This window comes from Kaistia geumhonensis (assembly GCF_030815145.1).
Lineage (GTDB): Bacteria > Pseudomonadota > Alphaproteobacteria > Rhizobiales > Kaistiaceae > Kaistia > Kaistia geumhonensis.
In genome coordinates, this window is the sequence record NZ_JAUSWJ010000001.1 from 124705 (window position 1) to 135928 (window position 11224).

12 protein-coding genes are annotated in these 11224 nt (G+C 65.9%); 5 read left to right on the plus strand and 7 right to left on the minus strand.

What is annotated here, in order from left to right; translation table 11 throughout:
* Nucleotides 1-5: 5 nt before the first annotated feature.
* The 4 genes from QO015_RS00640 to QO015_RS00655 all read left to right on the plus strand — a co-directional run bounded on the left by QO015_RS00640 (nucleotide 6) and on the right by QO015_RS00655 (nucleotide 4888).
* On the plus strand, nucleotides 6-1319 hold the full coding sequence (locus tag QO015_RS00640; RefSeq protein ID WP_266282148.1) for an RsmB/NOP family class I SAM-dependent RNA methyltransferase: 1314 nt from the start codon (nucleotides 6-8) through the stop codon (nucleotides 1317-1319).
* A 74-nt stretch (nucleotides 1320-1393) separates the two neighbouring features.
* Nucleotides 1394-1669 (plus strand): hypothetical protein, encoded by a 276-nt coding sequence (locus tag QO015_RS00645; RefSeq protein WP_266282146.1) that lies wholly within the window; start codon nucleotides 1394-1396, stop codon nucleotides 1667-1669.
* 105 nt (nucleotides 1670-1774) lie between these two features.
* Nucleotides 1775-3337, plus strand: a complete 1563-nt coding sequence (guaA, locus tag QO015_RS00650; RefSeq protein ID WP_266282145.1) for a glutamine-hydrolyzing GMP synthase — start codon at nucleotides 1775-1777, stop codon at nucleotides 3335-3337.
* Nucleotides 3338-3631: 294 nt separating this feature from the next.
* Nucleotides 3632-4888 carry a tyrosine-type recombinase/integrase gene (locus tag QO015_RS00655; protein WP_266282144.1) on the plus strand — a complete coding sequence of 419 codons (1257 nt, stop codon included), beginning with the start codon at nucleotides 3632-3634 and terminating at the stop codon, nucleotides 4886-4888.
* Here the strand turns inward: QO015_RS00655 and QO015_RS00660 are convergent.
* Nucleotides 4863-5138 (minus strand): helix-turn-helix transcriptional regulator, encoded by a 276-nt coding sequence (locus QO015_RS00660; RefSeq protein WP_094475218.1) that lies wholly within the window; start codon nucleotides 5136-5138, stop codon nucleotides 4863-4865. The genes QO015_RS00655 and QO015_RS00660 overlap by 26 nt on opposite strands.
* Before the next feature lie 413 nt (nucleotides 5139-5551).
* Here QO015_RS00660 and QO015_RS00665 point away from each other — a divergent pair, with 413 nt between their 5' ends.
* Nucleotides 5552-6550: a LysR family transcriptional regulator gene (locus tag QO015_RS00665; RefSeq protein ID WP_266282143.1), complete on the plus strand. Its 999-nt coding sequence runs from the start codon at nucleotides 5552-5554 to the stop codon at nucleotides 6548-6550.
* Here QO015_RS00665 and QO015_RS00670 read toward each other — a convergent pair.
* The 6 genes from QO015_RS00670 to trbK-alt are packed head-to-tail and all read right to left on the minus strand — an operon-like array spanning nucleotide 6468 to nucleotide 11215.
* A complete protein-coding gene (locus QO015_RS00670) occupies nucleotides 6468-6722 on the minus strand; it encodes a DUF2274 domain-containing protein (RefSeq protein ID WP_266282142.1) in 255 nt (84 codons plus the stop codon). The two genes, QO015_RS00665 and QO015_RS00670, sit on opposite strands and share 83 nt — an antisense overlap.
* Nucleotides 6722-7921 carry a TraB/TrbI/VirB10 family type IV secretion system protein gene (locus QO015_RS00675; protein ID WP_266282140.1) on the minus strand — a complete coding sequence of 400 codons (1200 nt, stop codon included), beginning with the start codon at nucleotides 7919-7921 and terminating at the stop codon, nucleotides 6722-6724. The genes QO015_RS00670 and QO015_RS00675 overlap by 1 nt, the downstream gene beginning before the upstream one ends.
* Nucleotides 7918-8898 carry a P-type conjugative transfer protein TrbG gene (gene trbG, locus QO015_RS00680; RefSeq protein ID WP_266282138.1) on the minus strand — a complete coding sequence of 327 codons (981 nt, stop codon included), beginning with the start codon at nucleotides 8896-8898 and terminating at the stop codon, nucleotides 7918-7920. Before trbG ends, QO015_RS00675 begins: the two co-directional genes overlap by 4 nt.
* Entirely contained in the window at nucleotides 8895-9584 is a 690-nt protein-coding gene (gene trbF / locus QO015_RS00685) for a conjugal transfer protein TrbF (RefSeq protein WP_209351220.1), read from the minus strand. The genes trbG and trbF overlap by 4 nt, the downstream gene beginning before the upstream one ends.
* Nucleotides 9581-10930, minus strand: a complete 1350-nt coding sequence (gene trbL, locus QO015_RS00690) for a P-type conjugative transfer protein TrbL (RefSeq protein ID WP_266282135.1) — start codon at nucleotides 10928-10930, stop codon at nucleotides 9581-9583. Before trbL ends, trbF begins: the two co-directional genes overlap by 4 nt.
* A 3-nt stretch (nucleotides 10931-10933) precedes the next feature.
* Nucleotides 10934-11215, minus strand: coding sequence for a putative entry exclusion protein TrbK-alt (trbK-alt, locus tag QO015_RS00695; protein WP_266282134.1), 282 nt, complete (start codon nucleotides 11213-11215; stop codon nucleotides 10934-10936).
* Nucleotides 11216-11224: the final 9 nt, after the last annotated feature.

Sequence of the window (11224 nt, forward strand, 5' to 3'; positions counted from 1 at the left end):
ACCGAATGACGCCAGTTGCCCGCATCTCCGCTGCCATCGAGGTTCTCGACGATGTGTTTTCGCGACGCCGTCCCGTCGCCGATGCGCTGAAGGACTGGGGACTGGCGCATCGCTTCGCCGGATCGAAGGACCGCCGGGCGATCGGCGATCTCGTCTTCGATGCGCTTCGCCACCGCGCTTCCGCCGCTTGGGCAGCCGGCGGCGAGGACGGGCGTGCCGTGATGCTCGGCCTCATGCGCACCCATCGCGGGCTCGACGTCGCCGGGATCGAGCGCCAGATCTCAGGAGAACGGTTCGCGCCGGAGCCGCTATCGGCCGAGGAGCGCGCCGCGCTCGCCGAGGATCGGCTCGCCGCCGCGCCGGACCCTGTGCGCGGCGATTATCCGGAATGGCTGGCGGATGAACTCGGCCGCGTTCTCGGCGAGACGACCGTCGCCGAAATGCGGGCGATGGCCGAGGTGGCGCCGCTCGACCTGCGCGTCAACACGCTCAAATGCGACGCCGACCGCGCCGCCCGCGAGCTTGCGTCCGAGCTCGGCCGGCAGCCCGAGCGTCCGGCGCTGGCGCCGCTCTGCCTGCGCCTTCCCGTCGAGCCGGAGCGCGGCGAGCCGCATATCGCCTCCACCGAGAGCTTCCTGAAGGGCCATATCGAGATCCAGGATCTCGGCAGCCAGCTCGCAGCGGAGTTTGCCGGCGCGCGGCCGGGCATGCAGGTGCTCGACATCTGCGCCGGCGGTGGCGGCAAGACGCTCGCCATGGCCGCGGCCATGGGCAATCACGGCCAGATCTTCGCCTATGATTCCGATCGCCGGCGGCTCGCCCCGATCCACGACCGCCTCGCCCGCGCCGGCATCCGCAACGTGCAGGTGCGCGCGCCGAAGCCGAACACGGATGTCCTCGACGACCTCGAGCACCGGATGGATCTCGTCCTCGTCGATGCGCCCTGCACCGGGACCGGCACCTGGCGGCGCAATCCCGACGCAAAATGGCGCATCCGGCCGGGCAGTCTCGCCGAGCGGATCAAGGACCAGGTCGCAGTGCTCGACCAGGCGGCGCGCTACGTCAGGCCCGGCGGCCGTCTCGCCTACATCACCTGCTCGCTGCTGCCATCGGAAAATGGCGACCAGATCGCCGCCTTCCTCGATCGGCATCCGGGCTTCTCGGTCGTCGATCCGGCTTCGGTCGTCGCCGCCTATGAGGCCGAGGCCATGGTGGTCCTCGGAGAGGCCGTCACCTTGCTGCCGCAGGGGCTGATGATGACGCCGCTTCGAAGCGGTACCGACGGCTTCTTCGTCTCGGTGATGACACTGCGCAGCTGAAGCTCGCCTCGACACCATGCCGTCGCCCTTCTAGAAGGGCGGGGCACTATCGACTTCCAGAAACGGAGTTCCTCATGCGCGGGCTTGTCCGGCTCATCGTCCTCGCGATCATCGTCGTCGGCGGCTACTGGGCCTATTATGTCTTCGCCGCCGCTGACCCGAATGACCGCTTCGGCGTCGCCATCAACAAATACATGCCCGATCAGGCGCGCCAGTTCGCCTGCGACAAGCTCAAGGAGCGCTTCGGCCCGATCTCGGCGCCGGAGGGTTGCGCCGCGTTCCCGAGCTGGGCGGGCGCGCCGGCAGCGCCCCAGCCCGCTGCGCCGGGTGCGTCGACGACGTCGCCCTGAAATCACTTCCGCGAAGGCCGGCCCCGCGCCGGCCTTCGTGTTTCAATTGCAGTCGCCGCGCCGATCCCTTAACCGGAAGCCATCCACTCCTCGACCGGAACGCTCATGACCGACACCATTCTCATCGTCGATTTCGGGTCCCAGGTGACGCAGCTCATCGCGCGGCGGCTTCGGGAGACTGGCGTCTATTGTGAGATCCATCCGTTCCAGAAGGCGGAGGAGGCGTTCGAGCGGCTGAAACCGAAGGGCGTCATCCTCTCAGGCAGCCCGGCAAGCACCGTCGATATCGGCTCGCCGCGGGCGCCGGATGCGATTTTCGAAGCCGAAATTCCCGTGCTCGGCATCTGCTATGGCGAGCAGACCATGAGTGCGCAGCTCGGCGGCGCGGTCGAGACGGGCCATCACCGCGAGTTCGGCCGTGCTTTCATCGAGGTGAAGAGGAATTCGGCGCTCTTCGAGGGGCTGTGGGAGCCGGGGAGCCGCCATCAGGTCTGGATGAGCCATGGCGACAGGATCACGGCCATTCCGCAGGGCTTCGAGGTCATCGCCGTGTCGGAGGGCGCACCCTTCGCCGCGATCGCCGACGAGCGCCGGCGCCTCTACGGCGTCCAGTTCCATCCCGAGGTGCTGCATACGCCGGATGGCGGCAAGCTTCTCGCCAATTTCGTGCATCATGTCGTCGGCCTCAAATCCGATTGGACCATGGCCGCCTACCGCGCCGAAATGATCGCGAAGATCCGCGCGCAGGTGGGCGAGGGCAGGGTGCTCTGCGCGCTGTCAGGCGGTGTCGATTCCGCCGTCGCGGCCGTGCTCATCCATGAGGCGATCGGCGAGCAGCTCACCTGCGTCTATGTCGATCACGGACTGATGCGGCTCGGCGAGAGCGAGCAGGTCGTTTCGCTGTTCCGCGAGCATTTCAACATCCCGCTCGTCCATGTCGACGCGTCCGATCTCTTCATCGGTGAGCTCGAGGGAGTCAGCGACCCCGAGACGAAGCGCAAGATCATCGGCCGACTGTTCATTGATGTGTTCGAGGCGGAGGCGAGGAAGATCGCCGCCGACGGGCGCGGCGCACCGCAGTTCCTTGCTCAGGGGACGCTCTACCCCGACGTCATCGAGAGCGTCTCGTTCTCGGGCGGCCCTTCCGTGACGATCAAGTCGCACCACAATGTCGGCGGCCTGCCGGCGCGCATGAACATGAAGCTGGTCGAGCCGCTGCGCGAGCTTTTCAAGGACGAGGTGCGCGCGCTCGGGCGCGAACTCGGCCTGCCGGATTTCTTCGTCGGCCGCCACCCCTTCCCCGGTCCCGGCCTTGCCATTCGCTGCCCCGGCGGCATCACGCGCGAGAAGCTCGACATCCTCCGCAAGGCCGATGCGATCTATCTCGACGAGATCCGCAAGGCTGGCCTCTACGACACGATCTGGCAGGCTTTCGCGGTGCTGCTCCCGGTTCAGACCGTTGGCGTCATGGGCGACGGCCGCACTTACGATTCCGTCTGCGCGTTGCGCGCGGTCACCTCGGTCGACGGCATGACGGCCGACTTCTACCACTTCGACATGACCTTCCTCGCCAACGCGGCAACCCGCATCATCAACGAGGTCAAGGGCATCAACCGCGTCGTATACGACGTGACCTCGAAGCCTCCGGGAACCATCGAGTGGGAATAATTTTTGCCCATCCGAGGGTATCCGAAACTACGCCAGAATACGCTCTAACACACTGAAAAGCAAAAATAATTGAGCCGAGGCCTATCGAGGTCTATCGGTGGGCATAGAACGCGTCTGTCGGGTCTGGTGACGGACCCGCCCCCCGTTGATCATCCGGAAAATCGAAAGTACCGTCAGAGCGACCGAGGCAAATGACGGTACTTTTTTCAGCCTAATACGCTGAAATTAATCATATTTCTCCGCCTGACGCCTCCAAAAACCGCGTGACGGTCCTTTTTCCGCGAGGAGGCCCAAATGTTGACGGACGCAGTACTCAAGTACCTGAAACCAAAAGCCAAAATGTACAAGGTGACCGATCGTGACGGCATGTATGTGCGCGTCGCTCCGACAGGCGGCATCTCGTTCCGGCTCGACTACCGGCTGAACGGCAGGCGGGAGACGGTCCATCTCGGCAAGTATGCCCGAGATGGGATCACACTTGCCCGGGCGCGCGAACTGTGCCTGGACGCGAAACGGATGATCGCCGAGGGGCGGTCCCCCGCCATCGAGAAGCAGCGGGAGAAGCGCCGGATCAAGGAGGCTAAGAGCTTCGGCGAGTTCGGCGAGAAGTGGCTGACGGGCGCCCCGATGGCCGACAGCACACGAGCCATGCGCCGCGCGATCTTCGAGCGTGAACTCAAGCCCGTCTGGCGAAACCGTTTGCTGACCGAGATCACGCCTGACGACCTGCGCGCCCACTGCGCCAAGATCGTGGAACGGGGCGCGCCGGCGACGGCCATCCATGTGCGGGATATCCTGAAGCAGATCTACGCCTTCGCCATTCTCCACGGCGAAAAGGTCGCGAACCCGGCCGATGACGTTGGTCCTGCCTCGATCGCCACCTTTACGCCGAAGGACAGGGCGCTGTCGCCGACCGAGATCCGCATCATGCTCAAGCAGCTCGAGCATGTCGCGACGCTGCCGACGATCCGTCTCGGCATGAAGCTCTACCTCCTCACCATGGTCCGGAAGAGCGAATTGCAGGACGCGGTCTGGGATGAGGTGGATTTCGAGAACGCCGTTTGGACGATCCCGAAGGAGCGCATGAAGCGGTCGAAGCCGCACAATGTCTACCTGTGCCGGCAGACCCTAGACATCATGATCGCGCTCAAGACCTGCGCTGGCAATTCAAGGTATCTGCTGCCGTCCCGTTACGACGCGGACGCGCCGATGTCGCGGGCGACCTTCAACCGGGTCACCTACGCTGTCGTCGAACAGGCCAAGAAGGAAGGGCTGCCGCTGGAGCCATTCACCGTGCATGATCTGCGCCGCACAGGCTCGACGCTGCTCAATGAGTTGGGCTTCAACCGCGACTGGATCGAAAAGTGCCTGGCGCACGAGGACGGGCGTTCATCTCGCGGCGTGTACAACAAGGCGGAATATGAGGTTCAGCGTCGTCACATGATGCAGGAATGGGCCGACACCGTCGATGCGTGGGTCGAGGGCCGGAAGTATGTTCCCACGCTGCTGCCGACAGTCATGCCGCCTATCGCGCTCGATCCTGCCCTTTGACCGGGCGGGACTTGCGCTTGGTCACGTCGGGGTGCTGTGCGCGCTGGATCGGCTTCGCGCGCCGCGCCAGCAACCAGGCGTGGACCTCTGCGAGATCCCAGACGATGCAGCGCGGCGACAGCGCGAAGCGGCGTGGAAATTCACCGCGCTGCTCCATCTCGTAGATTGTGCTGTCGGCCAGGGGCACCATCTCGCGCAGTTGGTGCCGCCGGATGGTCCTCCTGATCTCCAAAGGCTCGCTCTGACCCATAACTAATCTCCTTCGCGGCTGTCGCTGGCGATTGAGAACGATAGGTGCCGATGCCGGAAGTCCCTCCCGAGTGGCGTGCGGCAATTTCGGGCTCTGGCGTAGAAATCGGCGGGGCATTTTCAGTCCTGACAGCGCGGCCGGACATCCGTCAGCCCACAGAGTCTGCACGACTCGCCGCAGGCGTCCCGCGCCGTAATTGCGCTGTTCAGATCACGCACCATTTACTGGTCGCACCGACCAAGACGCGATCCGGACGTTCGCAAGCGCCGTATCAACAATAGCGGGTGCAACGCTTAAGGATTTCGTGGGCGGCGGTAGCGAGGAGACGGAGACGACCCATAATCTGATCGGAACAGTTCTCGGGGGCTGACGGGGCGACGTTTGCAAAGACCTTTGCATAATGGGGAACCATCGTGCCGAGATCGAAGATCGAGCTGCGCCATGTGCGCTATATCATCGCTGCCGCGGAAAGGGGGAGCTTCCGGCGCGCGGCACAAGATCTCGGCGTCGAGCAGTCGGCGATCAGCCGCCGCATCCGCGATGTCGAGGATGAGATCGGGGCCCAGCTCTTCCGCCGTCATCCTGCCGGCGTCGACCTGACGGACATTGGCAGGCAGTTTCTGCACCAAGCCAGCCCCGGCGCACATCAGATCGGTTCGGCACTCGCACGCGCGCGGACCGGGGCGGCGAAAGGGCGATATCTCACGGTTGGCGTCTTCGGGCCACTGACCATGGGGTTTCTGCCGGAACTCTTCGGCGCCTTTCGGTGCGACAGGCCGGGCACCCGCCTGCGCTTCAGCGAAGCGAGCACGCCTGACCTCATCGCGGCCGTGCGGCGCGGGCAGTTGGATATCGGTGTTGTAGCCGAGGCTTCGCCTGGGCAGGGCTATGCCATCACCCATCTGTGGGAAGAACCCGTCTACCTGGCCATGCCGGAAGGTGACCCGCTCGCCGACCAGAAGGCAATTCGATGGTGCGAGCTGCGCGGTCGCCTCTTCGTGGTGACTGACCTGGTGACGGGCGATTTCGCGAAGGCGTATCTCGAGCGGCAACTCCAGGTTCCGCGTAATGCACTGCACGTCGAGCAGTTGTCTGTGACGCGAGAGTCGTTGATGCAGATCGTCGCCCACGGCGGCGGCGTCACCATCGCGGGCAGCGCTCATGTCCGTTCTGGCCTATCCGGCGTCACCTTCCGTCCGATTGAGGACGCCATGCTTCGCTATGGCGCGGTCCATTCGCGTGGGACTCTCCACAGGGATCTCGAACATCTGCTGACATTGTCGAAGTCCTTCTCAGAGAAGGACCAGGCGAGGTTCGTCCGCCAGCGCCTCATCCGCCATGAGCTGCGGCGCGAGGTGCGTGCTGACCGCTATCGCGGCGCGCGCGGGCGAACCCCCGATCGGTTGCAATGAAGCGCTCGAGCATGGGCACGATCAGCTTTGTCGGGTCGCCGATGGTCTGGCCTTGTTCGCGGCCGAGTGCTGCGGCGTAGGCGACGAGGTCGCGATGCAACTGCGCAGGGAGTTCAATCGTCACTTTCACCGGCTTGTCGTCGATGATCGGGCCGAGCTTCAGCTTGGTCATCACAACCCTCCATAAGGTTCGAGCACGAGGTCGCGGGTGACGATGACACGCACGGGGAACCCCGGTCTGATCGTCAGGGTCGGCGCGACATTGAGCTGCCGACGGATGATCTGCTGGCCGGCGTGGTTGATCGTGTCTTGTGCACCGTTGCGGATCGCTCGGAGCAGCCGATCCTGATCGTCAACAGCGAGTTCGGCGCCGACCGACAGCAGGGTCGACAGGCCGGCAGCCTTGGCGAGATCCCACCAGTGATAATCGACGCCATCCTGCAGACCCGCATAGCCTTGCGCGTCGGCTCCGGGTTGACGTTCCAGGACAATCGAACGGCCGTTCGGCAGAATGAGCCGCTTCCAGACCAGCAGCACCCGGCGCTGACCGAAGCCGACGTCGTTGCTGTACTCGCCGATCAGCCGCGTGCCCTGCGGGACGAGCAGGATGCGCCCGGTGGGGCTGTCGTAGACATGCTCCGTGACCTGCGCGGTGATCTGGCCCGGCAGGTCGGATCGGATGCCCGTGATGAGGGCCGCGGCGATGACGGCGCCGGTCTGAAGCACATAGGGCGATGCCGGAGCCATCACGCGATCGGGCGAGACGGTGCGGCGGTCCACGCCCGCATTCAGGAATGCGAGCTGGCGATCCTGCGCCGTCGGTGCGCCTTGCTGGCCCGGAAGGCCCAGCCCGGCGAGGCTCGGGCTGCCCGGTCCGCCAACTGTCGCAATCGGAGCTGCGACGCGCGCCTCCGTCTGGAAGAAGACGTGGCTCGTTCGGGCAGCTTCTTCTTCCGCGCGCCTGCGCTGCTCGACCGGATCGACGGTGGGCGCTGCCGCCATCGGCGGCGTGACGGGCTGACCACGATTCTGCGCATCGAGGATGGGGCGCCCCAGATCCCCGGGCAGCGGAGGCCCGAGCACCGGACCGGTATAGTTGCGTGGTAGGCCGGCGAGCCCATCCGCGGTTCGCCGGTTCTGCGTGGAGTAGAGCTCCTCACTGCCAGGGCCGATGTTGCGTGTCTGAAGCGCATAGATGAGCGCACCACCGATCCCGAGGGCGGCGACGAGGCTGACACCGCCCAGCACCTTGCGCGACAGTCGGGTGACCCGGGGCGGTTCGCCGCGCAGCCGCATGGGCGCAGCGGCGTCGCCGGGCTGTGTGCCAACCAGCGGTGCGTCGGCACCGCTCTGCGTGTCGCGCTCGCTCATGACGCGTGCCTCCCATCGGTGCGAACGATCCGGACCGTCTGCTGGCGCTCGCCGCTGCCGAGACGGAGCTCGGCGGCGCCGAACAAGCGGTCGACGATCAGGATGTTCTGGTGAATCCGGCTGTTGGCAATCTGCGGTTCGCCATCGGCGCCGATCACGAAGAGCGGTGGCATCTCGCCCTGAACGATCCCGCGCGGAAACTCGACATAGACGCGACGCCCGTCGTCGTAGACCGAGATTGGCCGCCACGGCGGCGTGTCTCCCGTGAGGCCGTAACGATAGTTCCGTACCGCAACGGCCGGGATCACTGGCGTTGCGGGCACCGCCTGTCTCTGCGAGGCGGGCGACGGCGGATAGGCCCAGGCGACGGCCGGCATATAGGGGCGTTCGCCCGAGCGCAGCTCGATCATGTAGATGCGCCGGTCAGTGGTGATGACCAGATTAGTCGTGATGTCTGGCCGTGTCGGCTTTACGAGAACATGGACGCGGCGCGTGATGCCCGAGCCGCTCTCGGTGTCACCGATGATCCAGCGCGCCGTGTCACCCGCAGCAATCGGGCCGGCGCCAGTCAGGCTTTCGCCGGGTTCCAGCGCGATGTTGGTGATCTGCCCGGGAGCGGCATAGACTTGATAGAGCGCGCCCTCGCTCCAGGGATAGATCTGGATCGAGTTGAAGTAGCCCTCGCGACGTGGCTCGACGCGCGCGGCGGCATTGGCATTCTCAACGCGGCCCGCTGGGGTCCCTGCGGCAGCACCACCGCGCGCGGGTGTCCAGGCGGGCGGTGTGTGAAGCGGCCTAGGGGGCGCCTCCGTGACGGCAGCCGGCACCGGGGGAAGCGGCGGTACATCGGCGTCATAACTGATCTGCGGCGGTTGGTTGGTCGCGCAGCCGGCCAGCGTCAATCCGGAAATCAGTAAAAGCGCAGAGCCTGATAGGCGGACGCCACGGCTCGCGGGTCGGCGGAGATGATCTCTCATTGCCCCATCTCCCGCGACCAGTTGATGGCGTTGACGTAGATCCCGAGCGGATTGGCCCGCAGCCGCTCTGCATCGCGCGGGGGTTGGATTACGATGGTCAGGATGGCCGTCCAGCGCTGTGTCGTGGAGAGCTGGCCGTTCTCGTACTGGCGTTCGGTCCAGGCGACGCGGAAGCTATCAGGCGACGCGCGGATCACGCTCGACACCTCGATCGATACCTGCTGCTTCCCGACGCGGGTGAACGGATCGTTGGCGCGGGCGAAGTCGTTGAGGGCCGCCGCGCCGCGATCGGTCGTGAACTCGTAGGCGCGAAGCCAATTCTGCCGCACGACGATGGCGTCTGCGGGGATCGAGCGGACCTGCTCGATAAACCGCGCCAGATGCCAGGCCACTTGCGGGTCGGTCGGGCGGTAGTCGGCCTGCGCTGGCGCGACCGCCTGCGCCTGGCCGAGATTGTCGACCTGGACCACCCACGGGACGATGGTCCCTCGCGCCGACTGCCAGACCAGCGCAGCGGCGAAGCCGGCGGAGAGAATCAGGCAGCCGAAGGCCATGAGCCGCCAGTTTCGGGCCTGGACACGCGCCGAGCCGATCCGATCGTCCCAGATCTGCGCGGCGCGCTGATACGGCGTCTCGGGCTCAGGCGTCTTGCCATAGTGGGTTGCGGGTCGCTTGAAGAAGCTCATGTGCGGTCGCCTCCGGAGAGATTGATGGAAGAGCCGCCGCCATGGCTGTCGCCCGATCGGATCGCGTGTGCCGCGAGCGTGACGCCGTGGCTCATGGTCTGCCCACGCCGCATGCGCTGCGCCCACGCCGGCGGGCTGGCGGCCGAGCCTGTGGCTGCCGGTGCGGCCGAACCGGCATCATTCGCGACCGTTCCCATGCTCGAGGTGCCGCCGGTGGCGCCGAAGCCGCTTTTGACGCCGTCGGTGAAGCTCGAGCGAACGCTTTGCGCCGCCCGGCGCAGCGGAGAGGCTGCCGCGCCGCCGGCCGCTCGTGCGACGCCACCGAGGCCTGAAGCGACGCCGGCGGCGCCCGACTGGCCGAGGGAACCGAGACTGTAGGCTGCGGAGGCGGCTCCCGCCGCGCTGGCTCCACCGCGCACGGCGGCGGCGCCGCCGGAAATGGCGCTGGCGCCACCGCGCAGGGCGAGCCCGGCCGCGCCGCCGGCAGCCATGGCTGCGCCGCCCGCGACGAGGCCGGTGCCGATGGCGGAGCCTGCGCCAAGTTGCGGGCCGCCGGAAACGATGCCGTTGGCGATACCCGGACCGAAGATGCCGAGACCGAGAAGCGACAGCGCCGCCAATACGACGGCCATTGCGTCGTCGATCGTCGGTGGCTGCCCGCCGAAGCCTGCCGTGAACTGGCTGAACAGAGTCGAGCCGATGCCGATGATGACGGCGAGCACCAGCACCTTGATCCCAGACGAGATGACATTGCCCAGCACGCGTTCGGCCATGAAGGCGGTCTTTCCGAACAGGCCGAACGGGATCAGGACGAAGCCGGCCAACGTGGTCAGCTTGAACTCGATCAGCGTGATGAAGAGCTGGATGGCGAGGATGAAGAAGGCGAGCAGCACCAGCGCCCAGGCGAAGAGCAAGCAGGCGATCTGGATGAAGTTTTCGAAGAAGGCGATCCAGCCCATCAGGTTTGAGATGGATTCGAGCAGCGGCCTCGCGGCATCGAGGCCCGTCTGCGCAACCCGGCCCGGACGCATCAGGTCCTGGATGGAAAACCCCGTGCCAGACGCCTGCAGTCCGAGGCCGGCGAAGCTTTCGAAGACGATCCGCGCGAGGTTGTTCCAGTTGCCGATGATGTAGGCGAAGACGCCCACAAACAGCGTCTTCTTCACCAGACGCGCGATGATGTCGTCGTCCGCGCCCCAGCTCCAGAACAGGGCGGCCAGCGTGACGTCGATGACGATCAGCGTCGTCGCGATGAACGCTACCTCGCCGCCGAGCAGACCGAACCCGCTGTCGATGTAGGAGGTGAAGACCCCGAGGAAATTGTCGATGACGCCGCTGCCGCCCATGGTTCAACGCCCTTCGTCGGCGCGTTGCGGCGCGGTGCGGGTGCCAAGGAAACGGTCGCGAGTTTCGGCCCAGATGCGCAGACACTCGCTGTCCCTGGCCGCGGCTTCCCCCATCTGCTGGCAGCGGCGCTGGCCCTCGCGCAACGGGTCCGGCGCCTCCTCAAGAACGGGCGTCGGGCGAACCGCTGGCTTTTCCTCCTTCCGGGTCATTTCGATTGCCGTTGCCGTGATAGCGACGGAGACGAAGATGATTGCGCTCACCCGAGCCAGCGTTTTGCTGTCCATCCCGCTGCC

Bases quoted from the DNA above. Each gene is read 5' to 3' on its own strand.
- QO015_RS00655 (WP_266282144.1), top strand. From the start codon at position 3,632: ATGTTGACGGACGCAGTACTCAAGTACCTGAAACCAAAAGCCAAAATG.
- guaA (WP_266282145.1), top strand. From the start codon at position 1,775: ATGACCGACACCATTCTCATCGTCGATTTCGGGTCCCAGGTGACGCAG.
- trbF (WP_209351220.1), bottom strand. From the start codon at position 9,584: ATGAGCTTCTTCAAGCGACCCGCAACCCACTATGGCAAGACGCCTGAG.
- QO015_RS00675 (WP_266282140.1), bottom strand. From the start codon at position 7,921: ATGAGCGAGCGCGACACGCAGAGCGGTGCCGACGCACCGCTGGTTGGC.
- QO015_RS00670 (WP_266282142.1), bottom strand. From the start codon at position 6,722: ATGACCAAGCTGAAGCTCGGCCCGATCATCGACGACAAGCCGGTGAAA.
- trbK-alt (WP_266282134.1), bottom strand. From the start codon at position 11,215: ATGGACAGCAAAACGCTGGCTCGGGTGAGCGCAATCATCTTCGTCTCC.
- QO015_RS00640 (WP_266282148.1), top strand. From the start codon at position 6: ATGACGCCAGTTGCCCGCATCTCCGCTGCCATCGAGGTTCTCGACGAT.
- trbG (WP_266282138.1), bottom strand. From the start codon at position 8,898: ATGAGAGATCATCTCCGCCGACCCGCGAGCCGTGGCGTCCGCCTATCA.
- QO015_RS00645 (WP_266282146.1), top strand. From the start codon at position 1,394: ATGCGCGGGCTTGTCCGGCTCATCGTCCTCGCGATCATCGTCGTCGGC.
- trbL (WP_266282135.1), bottom strand. From the start codon at position 10,930: ATGGGCGGCAGCGGCGTCATCGACAATTTCCTCGGGGTCTTCACCTCC.
- QO015_RS00660 (WP_094475218.1), bottom strand. From the start codon at position 5,138: ATGGGTCAGAGCGAGCCTTTGGAGATCAGGAGGACCATCCGGCGGCAC.